The following is an 18,073-nucleotide window of genomic DNA, read 5'->3' as shown; positions in this document are numbered from 1 at the left end:
AACTGATAGAGTACATTGAACTAAAAGGCGATTAAGCCTCGTCACCGTCCATTAATCCCCAGCCATCACCGTATCCATTAAAGCTATTAGCAATACTTTCAATGTATTGCTCTGCTTGTCCTAGAAGGGTGTGCTCTGGCACCATTTGTACTTGAGTGATTACTTCCCAAACGCCAGTGTCTTTACATTTTTCAAGCTCAGCATTTTGAACTAATGCATCAGAGACTATTTCTTTAGCAAATTTTTCAGCATCGGCTTCTTGTTCAAATAAAATAAAAAAATCGACTTGGTGCATTTTATTTAAATCAATGCCAGCAGCGGCTATTTCGGCTAAAAGTTGGCCGTTATCATCATCAGGGAATTGCATTAAAAACTCATTTAAAATTAATTTTTTATTCGTAGGCACTATTGTAACTAAAATATTGTCTTAACGCGTACTAATTTTAATTATGCTGATATTTATTCAAAGTTAAATTTACGCGTTAGATTGTTATTAAGTTAATGTGTTGCTCATTATGGCTATGCTAATATGCGGGTAATTAAACAGTTTTTTGTTAGATATTAAAAGTAAGGATATTTACTTGTTTATTAAGTTTTTACGTTGCATGTGTGTTGTGAGCGCTTTAATTGCGACAAATAGCTATGCGGCAGAAAAAGTCATAGAAGATTACGAAATTGAAGGGTTAAGTGGCGATTTAGAAAATAACGTAGCTCTTTACCTCAAGCAGTTAATTGGCGAGAAGCCAACCCGTACACTTCGCCGCTATGCTCAAAAACAAGTACTAAATAGTATCAAAGCACTTGGCTATTATAGCCCGACCGTCGAGGTTATTTATGATAAAGACGACAGCGAACTAATTGTTAAAGTTGAACGGGGGCCTGCAACTCGCATAGAAGCAATTAATATTACGCTAAACGGTGATGGTCAAAGCGATACCCAATTACAGGCATTGATTAAAAGCAATCACTTAAAGCAAGGTGATGTTTTAAATCATGGTAAATATGACTCTGCTCATAAAAAAATAGAATCTATGCTACTAGAGCTTGGTTATTTTGATGCTAAGTGGCCAGCGCGCAAATTAGAAGTATCGCTTAAAAAAAATAGTGCTGTTATTACTTTCATAATTGATACCGGAGTTAGGTATCAGTTTGGCGATATACAAATTGCTAGTAATAACCCAGCTGAAAAATATATACGTTCTTTAGCCCCCTTTACTCAAGGACAGCCTTATAAGTCAACAAAAATAGCAGACTACAATCTTGACTTATCAAGCACTCCTTATTTTGCAAGCGTGCGTGTTTATACCGATATTGTTGCACGTAAAAATGGCCAAGTACCTGTTAAAGTAGAGGTATCATCCAAGCCTGCGAATAGTTTTGAAATAGGAGCAGGCTTCACTGAAACAGAGCCTAGGGTTCGCTTTAAATGGACGAAGCCTTGGATTACAGAAAATGGGCATTATTTAGAAACAAATCTCAATGTTTCTGAAAAACAGCAGAATATTTCAATGGCTTATACCGTACCTGTAGATGATCCTAACGATGATCTATGGCGCTTTTCTGTCGGTTATAAATTAGAAGATGAGCTCGCTGAAGATACCTACAGCGAAATATTAACTGGCCAATTACAGCGCCAATGGTTAACCGAAAATAAGTGGGTGCGTACTGCATTTTTACGCCGCGACCAAGAAACCTACCGCATCGGTGATGAAGACGAAGCAAGTACCGAAATGTTAATGCCTGGCATTAGCTATGCGCGCAAAAAATCAAAAGGCGGCACGACTCCTTATTGGGGAGAGCAGTGGCTTATATCTGCTGAGTTTGGCTTAGATGATGTGCTTTCGAGTACTAATTTGATTAGGGTGCAAATGCAACATGCATGGCTACGCACTTATTTTGACCGCCACTTGGTGTTTTTAAAAGCGAATGTGGGGGCAATGCTTGTTGATGATATTGAAAACGTACCTTACTCACTGCGCTTTTACGCTGGTGGTGATCAAAGCGTTCGTGGCTTTGCATATCAATCAATATCGCCAGAAAATGATGATGGCGACCTCATCGGTGGTAAATACTTACTAACCAGTACAATAGAGTACAACTATCAGGTTGCTAAAAATTGGCGAGCAGCTTTATTTGTTGATGGTGGTACTGCGACTAATGATTTTTCGGATGACTTTGAAGTAGGTGCTGGTTTTGGTTTTCGCTATTTAACACCTGTAGGCCCTGTGCGTATAGACCACGCTTGGGGATTAACAAAAGAAAGTAAAAGCACACGTTTAAGTATTACCATAGGGCCAGAAATTTAATGTCAGTATTAAAAAAGATAACAGCCGCCGTAAGTGCTATTTTTGTCACGTTAGTTGTTGCACTATTTTGTTTGTTATTTACCGCACCCGGTAATCAATTTATTGCTTATAGTGCAAACAAAGCGGTAGATGGACTACATATTGAAATTAAAGATGGCCGTTTTATTTATAATGATGCCTTTAATGTACGCTTTGCTAGCAACGGATTGGACTTTAATGCACAACAATTGAAAATTGATTTGTTTTGGTGGCAGTGCGATGGAATTTGTATAGATAACTTAAGTGCTAAATCTATAAATTTAACATTACCAAAAACTGCAGAGTCACAAGAAGAAGCCGCGGCAGAGCCGCTTGAAAAAATCAGCTTACCTTTTAATATTGCTGTAAAAAACATTGCGATCAATAAATTTACTCTAGAGCATCCAAGTGCAAACGTAAGCGTTAATAACTTTAAACTCTCAGCAAAAGCAGAGGGTTCAAAGCTGACGGTTAAAAGCCTGAATATTCCCACCATACTTATTGCCTTAAAAGAGCAAGAACAAGATGCGAAAACACAAACGGCGCAAAATACTCAAGCGCCTTTAACGCACCTACCCGCATTGCCTAATATAGAATTTACTTCGCCACTTGATTTAGTTGTTGAAGACTTTGAAATAGCTAAAATTACGATTGAGCAAAACGAAGCCCAACATGTTATTGAAAACATCTCGCTGCAATTAAGTGTGGAAGATGCGGTTATTAATTTAGAGTCATTCTCAGCAAAGTATGAACAGTGGCAGCTTAATACGCATCTTAATGCTGAGCTTGCAGGGAATTTGCCCGTGAAAGGGGATGTTGTTTTACAAAGTGACGAGCACCAAGCCAATTTGCAGTTGAATGGCGACTTATCAAATCTAAACTTAAATTTAGAAACGCAGGGACAATATCCGCTTAGTTTAACGGCAACGGCAAATTTAAAGCAGAAAAACTATCCGTTTGAGTTAAATGGCAAAATTAAACAGTGGCTTATTGATGCACAAAGTAATGAGCTTAAAGTGCGAAATGTAAGCCTTAATGCACAAGGTAATGCTGACGACTATCAACTTAGCCTACAGGCGAATAGCCAACTAGGCGCGTACCCAGCTGTTGACTTAAATACCCAATTAAAAGGCAGTCTTACCAAAGCAACTTTACAAGCGCTAAGCATTAAAGCAAACGAAAGCAGTGCAACTATAAAAGCCAATGTTGATTGGCAAAAAGGCATACAGGCTAACTTTAATGGCACGGTTGCTAACTTAAAAGCGCAGTACTTAACTGATGCCGCTACCAGTGATATTTCGGGACAGTTTAAAGGCTCGTTTAATGCAGCTGACGATAAGTGGCAGCTACAAATGAATAATACAAAGTTAAGCGGATTATTTAACGACGTGCCACTAGAATTTGCCTCAAACTTTAAGCTCGACAACACGTTAAAAGCTAATATTGATAGCTTTTATTTAAGTAGCGGCACCAATAAATTAGCACTAAGCGGGCAAGTTGATGATACTTGGCAGGTTGATGGCAAAGTAACGCTAAAAAGTGATGAAAAAGCTAATATTCCATTTACTGCCGACGGCAACGCAAATTTAAAAGTGAGAGGGGAAAGGTTAACGCCCTCTGTTGATTTAGCACTAATACTAGATCGCTTTATTTTTGATGAAATAAACATTAATAAATTATCAGTAAAAGGGCAGTTAGATACCGCAGCCGATTGGCAAACCGATGTTTCGGTAAGTGTTGGTTCGGCGCTTGTGGCCGAACAACAAATCAATAGCGTTAAAATTGATATTAGCGGCGACAAAACAGATCACCAACTTACGGCATTTGTAGATGCTGAGCAAGGCAGTGTAGAGCTTGAAGTTAATGGCAAAGTTAATAATATCACTTGGAATGGCGAGCTTAGTAATGTAACGCTTAGCGATAAAAAGCTTAGTTTTAGTAATACTAAAAATATTGCCATTATGGTTAATACACAAAGTGGCGACTTTGATGTAAGTGCACATTGTTGGGCATCTGAGCAAAGTAAATTATGCATAGACACCTTAGCGCAGTCAAAAAATCTCGGTCAGTTAAATGCTAAACTAAGCAACTTAGCACTTGAGGAGCTTAAGCACTTTTTACCTGATAGCATTCGTACTCGCGGTAATATAGCTGGCGATATAGCACTTAATTGGCAAAGCGGCGCGCTTAAAACATTACGCGCAAATATCGATTCTAGCGACTTAGAAGCAGTGCTAACCTCGGAAGAAGATCGTTTTAAATTACCAATCGAAACATTAAGTATTAGTGCGTTTTCGGATTCTCAAATTGGCAAGCTTGAAGCTAATTTAGAATCAAGTGTATTAGGCAAAATTAATACACAAATTAATATCGACGATATACAAAATACGCAAGCGCTTAACGGCACTATAAATATTGATAAAATACTCCTTTCAGACTTACAACCTTTTCTTGAAACCCTCGAGCAGTTAAAAGGTGATATTAGCGGTAAAGTGGCGTTAGCAGGTACGTTAAAAGATCCTTTATTAAATGGGGAGCTTAATGTTAGCGATATTAGTTTAGAGGGCGAGCAACTACCTATAGCGCTGCAAAAATCAAATATAAATGTATTGTTTGATAAAGCAACAGCCACAATAAAAGGCAACTTAAACGACAATCAGGGCGGAAAAATAAATATAACCGGTGATGTTGATTGGCAAGGTGCGCAACCTGCTGTAAATGTGGCTGTAGTTGGCGAGCAGTTTTATGTACGCGCGCAGCAAGGGGTTACTTTTAAAGTATCGCCGGATTTAAAAATAGGCTTGGCTAATAATGCACTCAAGCTTGCTGGTGAGGTAGTTGTGCCTTACGGTCGTATAATGATTGAAGAGCTTCCTGAGGGCGCGGTGCAAGTTAGCGATGATGAAATTATTGTTGATCAAAATACCGAGGCCACCGAAACAGTTCCGTTTGATTACGACATAGATTTAAAAGTGATTGTTAAAAACGATGTAAAAGTAGAGTCGTTTGGCTTGGAATCAAAAGTTGCGGGTGATTTAGCGATAAAAATGAGTCAAGGTGCGCCAATTATAGCCACAGGTGAGCTTAACTTAATTGAAGGTACTTACTTAGCCTTTGGGCAAGATTTAATAATCAGCACAGGGCAAGTAGGTTTTAGCGGTTCAATTGAACAACCATTTTTAAATATTAAAGCAATACGTAACCCCGATACGACTGCAAATGGTGTGATTGCAGGGGTTACGCTCACAGGTAATGTTGAACAACCAACGCTCAAAATATTTTCTGAGCCTGCGATGGATCAAGCACAAGCACTTGCATATTTACTTAATGGCCAACCTTTAGGTGATGGAGAAAGTTCGTCAAGCGATGCTATGCTTACACAGTTATTACTTTCTCAAGGGGTTAGCCGCAGCGAAGGGGTTGTTTCTAAGGTCGGTGAAACCTTTGGGTTGTCAGATGTAAGTTTAAGCTCATCAGGTAGTGGTGATAGTACCAAAGTAGAAATATCAGGATACGTAGCACCCAGTTTGCAAGTTAAATATAGCGTGGGTGTATTTGATTCGCTCAGTGAAGTGGCTGTGCGTTATCAGTTACTTTCACAGTTATACATAGAAATAACGAGCGGCCTATACCAAAATGTTGATGTGCTATATAAGTTTGATTGGGAATAACCAAAACTATAATAATTATAAGGATATAAGCGATGAAAAAAATTATATTGCCAGCTCTGCTTAGTGTTTTTTTGAGCGGTTGTGCTCAACAACTCGGTGATGATGTTGCTAATCAAGAGCTACCTTTATTGAGCGCGAGTGAAGTAATTGCTAGTGCAACAGATAATGACTGGCGAGTAGTGAACGCTCAAAATATTTTAAAGATAACGCTGCCAACGGGCGATGCGTACATTGAGCTTAATGAACTGCTTGCCCCAAAGCACGTTCAAAACATTAAAAAGTTAGCGCGAGAACGGTTTTATAAAAATACTAGCGTTTATCGGTTTGTTGAGGGTTTTGTAGCGCAAGGTGGCGACAGCTCGGGTAAAAAGTTAATTAAAACGGCAGATAAAACAGTCCCTGCTGAGTTTTATTTAACAACAAACAAACCACTTTTAATTACTGAGCTAAATGGCGACGGATATGCACCAGTTACTGGCTTTTTAAACGGCTTTGCAGTTGCTCAAAATTCAGCACATACGCAAACATGGCAAGTGCATTGTAGTGGTGTGTTTGCAATGGCGCGCGATAACGATATAAATAGTGCGAGTACGGAGTTTTTTGTAACAATAGGACAAGGCCCACGCTACCTTGATAAAAACATTACGGTGTTTGGTCGAGTGCTCGAAGGTATAGAGCATTTTAATCGTTTAGCGCGTACACCAACTGAAGGTAAAGTATTTAACCCAATTACCAATATACAAGTTCTTGGCGATATACAAAGCGATAAAAGTATATTTAAAGTGATGAAAACAAACTCACCGGTGTTTAAAAACTTAATTAGTGCTCGTAAAAACCGTGTTGAACCATGGTTTGTTAAAGCACATAACTACGTTGATGTGTGTGGTATGCCCATACCCACTAAGCGCGAAGTTAATTAAAAAATGTAAAAAGGAGCCTAGGCTCCTTTTTCAATATTTATATTCCAGTGCAAAAAATCTATTGACGATTAATTTTAACTGCAAATGGCGTGTCGTTATAATGCGTAGAGCGATACGGGTTTATATCAAGCCCGCCGCGACGAGTATAACGCGCGTAAACCTCTAACTCTTTAATATTAAGTTGTGTTGTTAAATCGCTATAAATACGCTCAACACACTGCTCATGAAATTCGTTATGTGTTCTGAACGAAATTAAATAACGCAATAACGACTCACGACATATTTGCTCGCCTGTGTATCTTATGATCACACTTGCCCAGTCAGGCTGAGAGGTAATTAAACAGTTCGACTTAAGTAAATGGCTATAGAGCGTTTCTGTAACTACGTTATCACTTTTTGCTTTAAGTGAATTAGCATCAATATCGTAATTATTAATTTCAATATCTAAGTCATCAATACATTCACCTGGCAGCGCCGTACACGGTAAGCAATTGTAATCATCAGGATTGTATAAAGTCACTTTGACAGGGCTGTTAACTGCGTTTGATAAGTCATCAATTAAGTGCTGTTTTACTACATCAATGCTTTCAAATCGGGTTTGGTTAAAGCTATTCAAATAAAGTTTAAACGACTTTGACTCAATAATATGGCTGCTTTGGCATTCAAAGGTAAATAAGGCTACGGCAACTTGCGGTTTACCTTTATTGTTTAGCCATGAAAGCTCGTAACCTGTCCAAATATCTTGGCCTTTAAATGGAAGCTCTGCTTCGTCAATATTTAAAGCATCACGATTTAGTTTGCGCGCAATAGGGAAAAGCAAGCTTGGCGTGTACACATCTACATACTCAGTAGATTGGCCTAATACGCTACCTTTAAGGTCTGGAGAATTGCTGTAATCTGTCATGTTTGCTCTTAAATAGTTACAATAGGGACATTATATCTAATTTAAATGAGTTTCACAGTATGTCTGTTGCATTGCTTATAGAACAACTTCATCAAACATTTAGCGAAAATACCCTGAAAAATACCGCAAAGTACCCACTTATTGCGCACGACGAACAATGGCCAAGCCCGTGTGAAGTTGGCGAGGTTGACGAGCAAGGAAACATTCAATGGCAGGGCGCGCGTCAGCAACCTGCAGGTTCGCTTAATGATTTAGCCAGTGCACTTGAGCTTGAGTTTCCAAAAGAGCTTAGCGAGCTATATGGGCATATGTACGGTGGAAGCATTTCAGCAAGTATTGATGGGCATCAGGTTGAATTACTACAAGCATGGAACGAAGAAGGCTTTAATTTGTTACAGCAAAATATAACGGGTCACGTTTTAATGAAACGCAAGCTCAAGCAGCCAGAAACGGTATTTATTGGTTTAACAGATCAAGATGATTTACTAGTGAGTGTATTGGTGCACACTGGTGAAGTATGTTTAGAGCACGTAGGCAAAAAAACACACCATGTACTTGCACCTAACATTAATGCTTTTTTAAAGGCATTAGAGGTTTAAAACGTGTTTAATAAATCAGCTTAGCGTCATCACTAAGCTGATTTTAAGCGCTCATTAAAGTGGTTACTGAAAATCCCACGATATATTAGACACTAAGCCACACGGCTCACACCTAAAGTCGAATAACCCAAACCACGACTCAGGTAATTTCCAATCGCCATTGCAGCTAGGGCATTTTCGTTCAAGTTCAGACGCTTTATCTACGCCGCCTACACGGTACAAATAATAATAGGTTGGCTTTTTAGTTAAAAAACTAATTCGCTTTGTTATGTCTTTTCCGCGTCTGTATAAGTCGCTTTGGATACTCGATATTTCTTCAAGTGCCGGAAACTCACAACGGGTTGCGCCATTAATTTGAATTTGATCGCAGGCTTGCCAATCTTCTTGCCATTTTATAAGCGTTTTATAGTCACCATTAGCAATTGCCGGAATACGAAATAGCGGCACAGGCAAAAAGTCATCACCACAATAAAGCGGGCTGCACGTATGCACATAGGTTGTATATAAAATATAACTTGATGGTTCTTTGCAGCAATCAGCGCCGTTGGAGTGAATATCTTGTCCGATCACTTTTACTTTTGGCGCAAGTAGCCCAGCACTATGTAACTTTTCGATACTGTGCTTAACAAACGGGCTGTTATTTAGCGGGTGCATTGCATCTTCAGTAGGGCACATTACACGGGTAATAAAAAATCCATCTTTTAAAACGGTTGGAAATTCTTCGCCCATTATTTGACCATTAAAACGCAGTGCATTTACTAAGCGATTTATTGCTTGTTCGGCTTGTTCTAGGGTGGTGTCTTGGTAGCAATCAAAAGTTAAATCAACAACGAACATTTATAGTCTCAAATTATTTTTGTTCTAGCAGTGCAAGAAGTTTATCGAGTTTTTGCTCAATTCTATCTAATTGACTTGTTTTAAGCTCAGTATTATCTGACTGCTGTGGGTTTCTCATGAAGTTATTAATTGAATCAGGATTGTTTTTATATTGGCTTACTGCTGCAATAATCATCGGCATTGGAACCGGTTGTGCCAAACGGCTTTTAGTTAGTGCTACAGTAGGGGTTTTGCCTTCATCAAGAAGGGCTTTAATTGCATCAAATACAACTGAATTCATTAGATATATAACTCTTTAATAAAATAAATACGCAGCATATAAATGCTGCGCAGATGCTATGTTAGCAATAAATAAGGGAGGGTACATTAAATAAAATTACTTACTTTGACGAATGCGTACATCTAACTCGTCAATTACTTCACTCCAATCACCGTCTTGTGCAAGCGATTCAGCTAAAAAGTGCTGTTGTGCCTCATCCCAAAAAGAAGCTTCTTGGAGTAGTGTTGTGTCTTCTAATTCATGTGAGGCAATAAATGCATCTATTTGTTCATCAGAATTAGGTAATCCAAGCTGTGCAAATAGTGTATTGATGTCGTGTTTAGTCGTATCCATGATATTGCTCCTTTAAACGAATGAAAACTTATTCTAAGGATTAACTCTACTCCTAGCTAGTTAAACTCTCGCTGAATTTACGGTTAATAATTTTAGGTATATAGTTAGGTATAAAGTTAAACAGTCTACAGCTAAAATAATAAAGGAAATACAATGAGTGTAACCACGCCAGCTGATACGTTCAGCGTACAGTATTTAGCCGCAGAAGATATTAGCACTGCAGCAAGCCTAATTTATCAGGCTTATCATGACGATCCTGTATTACAAAACATGCTTAGCTACAATGACGAAAATAAATCAGTATACGAAAAAAAATTACGATCATTAATTCGCGAAGAGCTCAGTAGTTTTTGGCAAGAAAAGCAGCCATTAATTGGTTTATACCGCAACGATAAATTAAAAGCAGTAGCGTGTGTATTTGAATCTAATAGCCAATTACAAGCGCAGCGTTATTGGCACTGGCGTTTAAAATTAATGCTGAGTGCGGGCTACTTACAAACAAATCAATTAATAGATAAAGAACAAACAATTAGAGATGCCCTTAAAGAGAAAGGCAATTACTACTTTTTAGCTTTTATTGCCGTAGATCCACATTTTCATGGGCAAGGGTTTGGTCGTTACTTACTACGAGGGCTTGATGATTTAGTTAAATGTAACGCTGAGTCAACGGGGATGGCTGTATTTGTAACGCGTAGAGAACACACTGAATTTTTTAAAACCGAAAAGTTTGAAGCATTTAAACACCTTACTTTTAACCAAGTAGAGGGCGAGTTACTATTTAAATCAATAATTGAGCCAACTATTTAAAATTATGATGTAAGCCAATGCGCCCAAACGGACATAAGGCCGTGAGATATATCTCACATTATCGTGAGCATTGTCAGTTAAAGGCTATTAATAAGTAGCCTTTTTTCATTCAAGTTATTGTTATTTAAAGTTTATTTTTATTTTTCATTTTTGTGACGTTTATTTATTTAGTGTTAAGTCCTACTTCTCCCCCCTGATTGCTTTAAACTTCTCTTTGTCAAGACGACATAGCTCAATGATTGAGTTACTGCCAAGGATACGGAATAGGCAACATAGCGGACGCTAGCAGGAAGCATAAAGGACAAGCTAAAACGGATACAAGGAAGAATAAGGAAGTGCATGAAGCACTTAGTAGCTAGGAGTTACTTTAGGATAATCACGGATGACGCTACAGGAAGTAGCAGGAGCGTTAGTTTACGTAGGACGGCCAAGATGGCAAGTGGACATTGCAGGATGCAAAAGTGGCAGGAGCTACTTTAAAGGATTACCAGGGATGATGCTACGGGATGTAGCTAAACGATAGATTTCGTGGGTTTGCCAAGATGGCTATGGATATTGCAGGATGCAAAAAGTGGCAGGAGCTACTTAAAAGGATTACCAGGGATGATGCTACAGTATGTAGCCAAACGATAGATTTCGTGGGTTTGCCAAGGTGGCTATGGATATTGCAGGATGCAATGTGAGGGTAAACAAGGTTGTTTACTCGTTCAGGGGATGATAATACGGATTTAAGATAATGGATATCTAGCAGGATGCAGTCCAATTGGGGCGTAACTTTAGTTACGCCTTAGTTTTTTGTGTTGAATTAAGTTTATCAACTTAAGACAAATACTCTTAAAGTATATTCAGTTTTATATTTTATGCGGTGGAACAACCACACTTTTCAAAAACTCATTTTCCATAATTAACACACCTTGATAAGCATTTTCACCATCGCTTGAAAATTCAAATATAAATTCACTTTTGATGCCTGGCTTGCCGTTCTTTAAAAAACCAAAGCGGCGTTTTGTGCATGCAACACTCATCAACTGCACCTGCAATTGCTCACTTTGACGTTTAGCATGAACGTTCGCCGCTTCAGCAACCTTTCGGTTAAGCCAAAATAAGTAAATTACACTACCAATAAGTATGAACGTCCATAAACTTGCCATTTAAGAGAATAACCTTCCAATTGCACGCGCGAGGGTTTCGCTACGATTTTCTTTACGTAATAAGCCTAATAAATGCGGGCGAATAGTCGGTATTGCAACTAAGTCAGCAAAAATACTTGGAAACAATTCTTCAATTTTTTGATGATGTGCGCAATTATCCATAAATACATGTAAGCGTTCAGGGTTCTCTAATTGCTTAAAACACCGCCCAGCTATTGTTAGTAACACGTCAGAGTCGTGCCTTACCGGCGAGCTTAGTACAGTATCAACTAATTGAGCGCATAACCCTTGAGCTTGACCTTTTGAAACAGATCTTAGTGCTGCGGTTATAGCTAATGTATCGTTATTACTAATTGCGGTCTGTGTGTAATCAACAAGTAACTCACTCATTGATGTTGGTATTTCAACGTGTTCAAGCATGGCACTGAGTGGTTGCAGTACTTCTATAGGTAAATGCGCCCATGCTTTTTGCAAATTACTTAAGTTTGTATCGCTGTCTAAGCGTAGTGCAAAATCGGCAATACCCTGCAGTGCAACACCTTGCCAATTATCAAAACCAATTTTACCGCTAAAGTATAACTGTGCATGCTCGTAATACTGAGATGCAGGCTGTTTTAATAGTACTTTTACTTGGGCGTTAAATGCCGCTAATTTATTTGCGTTTGGTGTAAAAACATAAGGGTTATTATCAAGTTTTCCATCGGCTTGCTCACCTGTGATTTCAGTGCCTAGCGCTTGAATAACCATATCAGCAAAGTGATCGCGGCTAGCACTTACAAGCATACTTTGCTCATCAAGTGGAAACTTTAAAAACCATACATACGGTTCTTTACTGGCTTTAGTATCCCAAAATTGGATAGCGAGCCAAGCATGACCAGCAAGAGGATAAGGGTAAGGCACTTGAGCTTGTTCAATAGCTAAAAATTGTTTTTTATCAAGCTTAGTAATGTGCCTGCCAATATCAAAAGCACGCCACTGAGTACCCGCACCATCTAAAAGCTGACCTAATGTAGCTATTTGATCACTCATTGTTTTCTCAACTGTTTTTACTGCAAAATTACATTAATTATACGTCATAGCCGCCTATGAGGGAACAGGGTATAATTGCATTACATATATAAAAGAGGGTGGTTATGTACCAGCAAACCCAAACTTATTTAGTGCAGCTAACGGCACTTTTACAAAAACACGCGCTTTGGCAAAGTGAGCCAATAGACGCTGATGCACTACTTTCAAATACTCCTTTTTGTCACGATACAATGGCGTTTGAGCAGTGGTTACAATTTGTATTTATTAATAAAATACAGCAATTAATAACACATAAACAACCACTGCCTCGTAACTTTGCTATTGCTCCTATGGCGCAAATGACACTTGTGAGTAAAGCAGGGAGCGATGAAATAATTGAATTACTAACAGCCCTTGATACCTTTTTAGGAGAACCAAATGAGTGAGCGTCCGGCGCCTATAGAATATGGCGAGCTGACTATTTTGTATCAAGATGAAAACTATGTGGCTATAAATAAGCCTTCAGGTTTATTAGTGCATCGCTCGTTTTTAGATAAACACGAAACCCAGTTTGCCATGCAAATGCTGCGCGACCAACTAGGGCAGCATGTATTTCCAGTACATAGGCTCGATAGACCTACGTCGGGCGTATTGCTGTTTGCACTGAGCTCTGAAGCAGCTCGCGATATGAACCAGCTATTTATTGAAGGTACTATTGCTAAACGCTATTTAGCCTTAGTGCGCGGCTTTGCGCCAGAGTCAGTATTTTTAGATAAACCGCTTAAAGAAGAACTTGATAAAATAGCCGATAAGTTTGCAGATCAAGACAAAGCACCGCAAGAAGCGCAAACCCAGTTTAATTGCTTGCACCAAGTTGCACTGCCAATTCCTATTGGTAAGTACCCAACAGTGCGTTACTCGTTAGTTGAGTGTTTTCCAAAAACAGGGCGCAAGCATCAAATTCGCAGACACTTAAAGCACTTATCACTGCCTATTATTGGTGATGTAAATCACGGTGATAATCAGCATAATCAATTTTTTAGAGATCATTTTGAGCTAAGACGCTTAATGTTATTTGCAACAGAGCTTAGTTTTGTGCACCCTTATAGTAATGAATCAATAACAATTAAAGCGCCACTAGGTGAAGACATGCTTGAAATATGTAAGCAGCTAGGTTGGCCAGAGCAAGAAAAGGATTATTAATGGCACATATTAGTATTTTTGTAGGCAGCGTTAATGGCGGTGCAGAGCGTTTAAGCGATGAAGTTGCAACCACAATTGAGCAAGTGGGTCATACTGCTACAGTAATTACTGAAGCATCACTTGATGATATAAAAAATGCATCGCATATTTTAATTGTTACCTCCACAACAGGGCAAGGTGATGTACCGAGTAATTTGGCAGGGTTGTACTTTGCAATGAATAGCACTTTCCCAATGCTTACCGATAAACCGTTTGGTGTAATTGCAATGGGTGACAGATGTTACGGCGATACATTTTGTGGCGCAGGGCGAAGCTTTGACGAGCTACTTCGCGATTTACAAGCAAAGCCTGTGGGCAACCGCCTAGAAATAGATGCATGTGAAGATTTTGAACCATGGCCGGTAGCCGAGCCTTGGTTAAAAGTATGGCTAGAAAAACTACCTGCTTAATCCTTAACGTTAAAGTATTAAAAAAGGAGCGCATGCGCTCCTTTTTACTTTTTTACTTTTAATATAGTTTTATAAATTAACTACTTCTGACATCTACTTTAAGTTTTAGCTTTTGGCCAGGTTGTAAGTATTTTTGACCGGCTAAATTATTCCACTTAATAATTTCGTTAACGCTTAGATTAAACTTAGACGCAATACGTGCAAGTGAGTCACCACGGCGTACTTTGTATGTAATAGTACGGTTGGTACTTGCCGTTGCTTGTGGTTTATTAGCTGACTTATACACAGTTAGTTTTTGATTTAGGCGCAGTACAGAGTTTTTCTTTAGCTTATTCCATTTAGCCAGCTCATCCATAGTTACGTCATATTCGCGGCTAATGTCCCATAATGTATCGCCACTTTTAACTGTGTGCGAAAGCTTTGTGCGAGTTGCTTTATTAGCAGCTAAACGCATCTGCTTTGGTAAATGCTCGCTATTTATAGCGCCATCAGTAAGCGGGACTAATAACTCTTGGCCTACTTTAATCGTATTTGATTTGAGTTTATTAAGCGATCGGATTGCACTTGAGCTTGTTGTAAACTTTTTGGCAATTACCGATAAGCTGTCGCCTCGAGCCACAATATAACGCTGCCAGCGTAATCTGTTTTTAACATCAGTGTTTGCTAGTTTTTGGCTAAATTCCTCTGCTTTATCAACAGGCAATAATAAAGAATGAGGGCCATTAGGATCAGTTGCCCAGCGGTTAAAACCAGGGTTTAATCTGTATAACTCAGTAAGCGTCATATCAGCCATATCAGCAGCAAGCGCTAAATCTATTTGCGATCCAACATCAACCACTTCAACCACTTGTGCATTAATTACTGGTTGCCATGTAACGTTAAAATCATCTGAGCGTTTTAATAAATCGGCAAGTGCTAATAACTTTGGTACGTAGGCTGTTGTTTCGCTAGGTAAATCAAGAGACCAAAAATCGGTAGGTAAATGCTTTTTACGATTCTTTTTAATAGCGCGCATCAAGCGCCCTTCACCCGAGTTGTAAGCAGCAATCGCATTTAGCCAATCGCCTTCAAGTGTTTTATGTAAATACGATAAGTAGTCAAGTGCTGCGCGAGTCGACTGCACTATGTCGCGACGACCGTCGTACCACCAGTTTTGTTTTAAATCGAATCGCTCACCGGTTGCAGGCATAAACTGCCAAATGCCCGATGCGCTGCGATTAGAATAACCAAACGGGTCAAATGCACTTTCTACAATAGGCAGTAGTGCAATTTCGATTGGCATTTCGCGCTTTTCTACTTCTTCAACTATAAAGTGTAAGTAAGGTTCTGCACGTTTAGAAATACGATCTAAATAAGCTTGGTGGCGAGCGTAATAATTACGTTCAGTAACAACAGGGCGGTTTTGCGGTATTTCGATAGAAAGTTGGTAGCGAATTCGCTCCCATACATCATCAAACACGGGAGCTTCTTGCTCATCAGGGTCAACTTGCTGATATTGTGCGTTTACCATCAATGCATTGTTAATGTCGTTAGGACTTGCGCCTTCGAGTTGTTGGTTTGCTTGCGTGGCGACTTGAGAGTCTGAGTCTAGAGTTGTCACAGTTTGACAACCACTTAGCGCTAACGCCAAGGCTACTAATAGGGGAGATTTATTCATAAATACCAATACATCGGGTAAAAAACTCGGCGAATACTACCTGTTATGAGTTAACATTGCCACTTAATGACTTTTTAAAACGCAGAAATAGAATCATCACTATATCTTAAGTTAATGATTCTAATAAAATAAATATTAAAGTATTAGTTTGTGCATTAAAAATTGTCTTTGAACTGTCTCAGACTAGCAAAGTTTCCCCAAGGTTCATTGTTTTTTGTAACCGAGATGAATTTTTCTGGCACTAACTCTGTAATGGTTGGCAAATCGCTACGCATAAATGGATTTATTTTTAGCTCCTGTCCAATAGAAGTGGGTAGGGAAATTTGGTTATTACTGCGTAATTCATCTACTTTTTTACTGTACGCGAGTAGTTCTGGGTTACGTGGTTCAACCGCTTTGGCAAAGGCAAGATTAGCTTGCGTGTATTCGTGCGTGCAATACACACTGCAGCTTGCAGGCAGCTCTCTTAGTTTATTAAACGATTCCCACATTTGCTTTGGCGTGCCTTCAAATAAGCGCCCACATCCACCGCTAAACAATGTATCGCCTGTAAAAGCAAGTTCATCATTTGTATAGCAAATATGATCAAGCGTGTGCCCAGGAGTTGCCAAAATATTAAAGTTAATATTAAGCACACTGATGCTTTGACCATCAGTGAGTGCGTGAGTGATGCCTTTAAATGGACTATTTGCGGGGCCATAAACCGATATATCTGGATAGGCGTCAACTAATGCAGCTACGCCATCAGTGTGGTCGTAGTGATGATGCGTAATTAAAATACCACCAAGCGTTAGTTTGTGCTCAGCTAGATACGCTAATATGCTCTGTGCTTGGCCTGGATCGACTACCCATGCTTGGTTACTATTATCGGTAGTTAAACACCAAATGTAATTATCAGAAAAGGCTTTAATTGCTTTGACTTGCACCATGGTAAATTGCTCTATAAAGTGACACTTACCGCATAGTATAACGAGCTCAAAAAATGAAACCAGCCCTTAGTTTTCAAGAAGGACCCAAACCACTGTCGTGGCAACAGTTTCCTCATGGGGATTATTTGCGCAAAGATATTGAACGCAAAATGGAGCAATGGCTGCCGCGTATGTTTGGCTATCATATGCTTAAGCTAGGTAATTTAAGTGGCGAATTAAATACAAGTATAAGTACGATTAAACACCAGGTGTGTGTTGCAGAGCCTGGGCCTTACACTGGGGTAGTTGCTGACATAGATGAACTGCCATTTTACGAGCACAGTATTGATGCATGCATACTAAGTCACTGCTTAGAGTATCATTCAGACCCACATCACATTTTACGAGAAGCACATCGCACACTTATTCCGGGCGGCTATATAGTAATTACGGGATTTAATCCGTTTAGTTTGTGCGGACTTGCACAAATGCTGCCTTTTAGTGGTCAGAAATTACCATGGACGGGGCGCTTTTTTACACCCGCACGGGTTAAAGATTGGCTAAACTTACTTGGTTTTGAAATTGTAAGTGACGAACGTTTTATTTATTCATCACTGGCAAGAGGTAATAGGCTATCAAGATTTGAGTTTTGGCGGACTTTTGCAAAACAGTATTTAAAACCGATGGGCAGTGTTTATATGCTGGTGGCACGAAAAAGAGTTGCGCCACTTACGCCAATAAAACCTAAGTGGCATGCAAGGCCGCAGTTTGCGCCAGTAAAAGGGGCAGGGCTTAGACAAACGTCAAAGCAACACTTTAAATCGTGCGAGCAAGAAAATAATACCAATTGCATTAAATAAGTGATCTATTATAGCGCTAAGAAAATAGCACATTAACAAGGCGAAAATTGTGACATGTAGTTGTTCTATATGAATGATTTTTAACGCAGTTAGTGAGTTATTTAATGCAATAGAATGAACATGTTTTTAATAAAATTGGTATAACAACTAGCTTAGAAAAAA

General features: G+C 39.1%; 18 protein-coding genes. 9 read left to right on the top strand and 9 right to left on the bottom strand.

The features are described from left to right. Positions 1-31: 31 nt before the first annotated feature. The gene (locus tag I6F44_RS04020) at positions 32-367 is read right to left on the bottom strand and encodes a ribonuclease E inhibitor RraB (RefSeq protein WP_007378192.1); all 336 of its coding nucleotides are present in this window, start codon (positions 365-367) and stop codon (positions 32-34) included. A 214-nt stretch (positions 368-581) separates the two neighbouring features. On the opposite strand from I6F44_RS04020, the gene I6F44_RS04015 reads away from it, so the two are divergent. The 3 genes from I6F44_RS04015 to I6F44_RS04005 are packed head-to-tail and all read left to right on the top strand — an operon-like array spanning position 582 to position 6,915. Then, positions 582-2,306, top strand: coding sequence for an autotransporter assembly complex protein TamA (locus I6F44_RS04015; protein WP_121954060.1), 1,725 nt, complete (start codon positions 582-584; stop codon positions 2,304-2,306). Next, positions 2,306-5,995: an autotransporter assembly complex protein TamB gene (gene tamB / locus I6F44_RS04010; protein WP_121954061.1), complete on the top strand. Its 3,690-nt coding sequence runs from the start codon at positions 2,306-2,308 to the stop codon at positions 5,993-5,995. Before I6F44_RS04015 ends, tamB begins: the two co-directional genes overlap by 1 nt. Positions 5,996-6,027: 32 nt before the next feature. Beyond that, on the top strand, positions 6,028-6,915 hold the full coding sequence (locus tag I6F44_RS04005) for a peptidylprolyl isomerase (RefSeq protein ID WP_121954062.1): 888 nt from the start codon (positions 6,028-6,030) through the stop codon (positions 6,913-6,915). Positions 6,916-6,973: 58 nt separating this feature from the next. On the opposite strand, the gene queF is transcribed toward I6F44_RS04005, so the two are convergent. After that, positions 6,974-7,819, bottom strand: a complete 846-nt coding sequence (gene queF / locus I6F44_RS04000) for an NADPH-dependent 7-cyano-7-deazaguanine reductase QueF (RefSeq protein WP_024590784.1) — start codon at positions 7,817-7,819, stop codon at positions 6,974-6,976. Positions 7,820-7,878: 59 nt separating this feature from the next. Here queF and syd point away from each other — a divergent pair, with 59 nt between their 5' ends. Then, positions 7,879-8,418: a SecY-interacting protein gene (gene syd, locus I6F44_RS03995; protein WP_197173327.1), complete on the top strand. Its 540-nt coding sequence runs from the start codon at positions 7,879-7,881 to the stop codon at positions 8,416-8,418. 63 nt (positions 8,419-8,481) lie between these two features. On the opposite strand, the gene I6F44_RS03990 is transcribed toward syd, so the two are convergent. From I6F44_RS03990 to I6F44_RS03980, 3 genes are all read right to left on the bottom strand, one after another. After that, on the bottom strand, positions 8,482-9,255 hold the full coding sequence (locus I6F44_RS03990) for a Zn-ribbon-containing protein (RefSeq protein WP_002958242.1): 774 nt from the start codon (positions 9,253-9,255) through the stop codon (positions 8,482-8,484). Between the two features lie 13 nt (positions 9,256-9,268). Beyond that, positions 9,269-9,535 carry a hypothetical protein gene (locus I6F44_RS03985; RefSeq protein ID WP_007378199.1) on the bottom strand — a complete coding sequence of 89 codons (267 nt, stop codon included), beginning with the start codon at positions 9,533-9,535 and terminating at the stop codon, positions 9,269-9,271. A gap of 96 nt (positions 9,536-9,631) precedes the next feature. Next, positions 9,632-9,868 (bottom strand): DUF2789 domain-containing protein, encoded by a 237-nt coding sequence (locus I6F44_RS03980; RefSeq protein ID WP_002958240.1) that lies wholly within the window; start codon positions 9,866-9,868, stop codon positions 9,632-9,634. A gap of 153 nt (positions 9,869-10,021) precedes the next feature. Between I6F44_RS03980 and I6F44_RS03975 the strand changes: the two genes are divergently transcribed. Beyond that, positions 10,022-10,675, top strand: coding sequence for a GNAT family N-acetyltransferase (locus tag I6F44_RS03975; RefSeq protein ID WP_121954064.1), 654 nt, complete (start codon positions 10,022-10,024; stop codon positions 10,673-10,675). Between the two features lie 851 nt (positions 10,676-11,526). On the opposite strand, the gene I6F44_RS03970 is transcribed toward I6F44_RS03975, so the two are convergent. Both I6F44_RS03970 and I6F44_RS03965 read right to left on the bottom strand, forming a co-directional pair. Beyond that, entirely contained in the window at positions 11,527-11,826 is a 300-nt protein-coding gene (locus tag I6F44_RS03970; protein ID WP_002963032.1) for a DUF3301 domain-containing protein, read from the bottom strand. Next, positions 11,827-12,855, bottom strand: a complete 1,029-nt coding sequence (locus I6F44_RS03965; RefSeq protein ID WP_024593673.1) for a DUF3549 family protein — start codon at positions 12,853-12,855, stop codon at positions 11,827-11,829. Between the two features lie 104 nt (positions 12,856-12,959). Here I6F44_RS03965 and I6F44_RS03960 point away from each other — a divergent pair, with 104 nt between their 5' ends. From I6F44_RS03960 to I6F44_RS03950, 3 genes are read left to right on the top strand one after another with little or no spacing between them, the layout of a single operon-like run. Then, positions 12,960-13,280, top strand: a complete 321-nt coding sequence (locus I6F44_RS03960; RefSeq protein WP_010553682.1) for a YqcC family protein — start codon at positions 12,960-12,962, stop codon at positions 13,278-13,280. After that, the gene (gene truC / locus I6F44_RS03955) at positions 13,273-14,037 is read left to right on the top strand and encodes a tRNA pseudouridine(65) synthase TruC (RefSeq protein ID WP_121954065.1); all 765 of its coding nucleotides are present in this window, start codon (positions 13,273-13,275) and stop codon (positions 14,035-14,037) included. The genes I6F44_RS03960 and truC overlap by 8 nt, the downstream gene beginning before the upstream one ends. Next, entirely contained in the window at positions 14,037-14,486 is a 450-nt protein-coding gene (locus I6F44_RS03950; protein ID WP_197173326.1) for a flavodoxin, read from the top strand. Before truC ends, I6F44_RS03950 begins: the two co-directional genes overlap by 1 nt. 76 nt (positions 14,487-14,562) lie before the next feature. Here I6F44_RS03950 and I6F44_RS03945 read toward each other — a convergent pair whose 3' ends face one another. After that, complete coding sequence (locus I6F44_RS03945; protein WP_007586008.1) at positions 14,563-16,143, bottom strand: LysM peptidoglycan-binding domain-containing protein; 1,581 nt, start codon at positions 16,141-16,143, stop codon at positions 14,563-14,565. A gap of 155 nt (positions 16,144-16,298) precedes the next feature. Beyond that, complete coding sequence (gloB, locus tag I6F44_RS03940; RefSeq protein ID WP_197173325.1) at positions 16,299-17,072, bottom strand: hydroxyacylglutathione hydrolase; 774 nt, start codon at positions 17,070-17,072, stop codon at positions 16,299-16,301. A 53-nt stretch (positions 17,073-17,125) separates the two neighbouring features. On the opposite strand from gloB, the gene I6F44_RS03935 reads away from it, so the two are divergent. After that, complete coding sequence (locus I6F44_RS03935; protein WP_101217180.1) at positions 17,126-17,911, top strand: class I SAM-dependent methyltransferase; 786 nt, start codon at positions 17,126-17,128, stop codon at positions 17,909-17,911. The last annotated feature ends 162 nt before the right edge of the window (positions 17,912-18,073 follow it).

Origin of the sequence: Pseudoalteromonas sp. NZS11_1, from assembly GCF_015864275.1 — a bacterium.
Classification (GTDB): domain Bacteria; phylum Pseudomonadota; class Gammaproteobacteria; order Enterobacterales; family Alteromonadaceae; genus Pseudoalteromonas; species Pseudoalteromonas arctica.
This window is presented reverse-complemented; position numbering and strand designations above follow the sequence as displayed.

Excerpts from the sequence above, each read along its gene's own strand:
- I6F44_RS03980 (WP_002958240.1), bottom strand. The coding sequence starts at position 9,868 with ATGGATACGACTAAACACGACATCAATACACTATTTGCACAGCTTGGA.
- I6F44_RS03960 (WP_010553682.1), top strand. The coding sequence starts at position 12,960 with ATGTACCAGCAAACCCAAACTTATTTAGTGCAGCTAACGGCACTTTTA.
- I6F44_RS03975 (WP_121954064.1), top strand. The coding sequence starts at position 10,022 with ATGAGTGTAACCACGCCAGCTGATACGTTCAGCGTACAGTATTTAGCC.
- I6F44_RS03970 (WP_002963032.1), bottom strand. The coding sequence starts at position 11,826 with ATGGCAAGTTTATGGACGTTCATACTTATTGGTAGTGTAATTTACTTA.
- I6F44_RS03950 (WP_197173326.1), top strand. The coding sequence starts at position 14,037 with ATGGCACATATTAGTATTTTTGTAGGCAGCGTTAATGGCGGTGCAGAG.
- I6F44_RS03990 (WP_002958242.1), bottom strand. The coding sequence starts at position 9,255 with ATGTTCGTTGTTGATTTAACTTTTGATTGCTACCAAGACACCACCCTA.
- syd (WP_197173327.1), top strand. The coding sequence starts at position 7,879 with ATGTCTGTTGCATTGCTTATAGAACAACTTCATCAAACATTTAGCGAA.
- truC (WP_121954065.1), top strand. The coding sequence starts at position 13,273 with ATGAGTGAGCGTCCGGCGCCTATAGAATATGGCGAGCTGACTATTTTG.
- tamB (WP_121954061.1), top strand. The coding sequence starts at position 2,306 with ATGTCAGTATTAAAAAAGATAACAGCCGCCGTAAGTGCTATTTTTGTC.
- I6F44_RS03935 (WP_101217180.1), top strand. The coding sequence starts at position 17,126 with ATGAAACCAGCCCTTAGTTTTCAAGAAGGACCCAAACCACTGTCGTGG.
- I6F44_RS04005 (WP_121954062.1), top strand. The coding sequence starts at position 6,028 with ATGAAAAAAATTATATTGCCAGCTCTGCTTAGTGTTTTTTTGAGCGGT.
- I6F44_RS03965 (WP_024593673.1), bottom strand. The coding sequence starts at position 12,855 with ATGAGTGATCAAATAGCTACATTAGGTCAGCTTTTAGATGGTGCGGGT.
- I6F44_RS04020 (WP_007378192.1), bottom strand. The coding sequence starts at position 367 with ATGCAATTCCCTGATGATGATAACGGCCAACTTTTAGCCGAAATAGCC.
- gloB (WP_197173325.1), bottom strand. The coding sequence starts at position 17,072 with ATGGTGCAAGTCAAAGCAATTAAAGCCTTTTCTGATAATTACATTTGG.
- I6F44_RS03945 (WP_007586008.1), bottom strand. The coding sequence starts at position 16,143 with ATGAATAAATCTCCCCTATTAGTAGCCTTGGCGTTAGCGCTAAGTGGT.
- queF (WP_024590784.1), bottom strand. The coding sequence starts at position 7,819 with ATGACAGATTACAGCAATTCTCCAGACCTTAAAGGTAGCGTATTAGGC.
- I6F44_RS03985 (WP_007378199.1), bottom strand. The coding sequence starts at position 9,535 with ATGAATTCAGTTGTATTTGATGCAATTAAAGCCCTTCTTGATGAAGGC.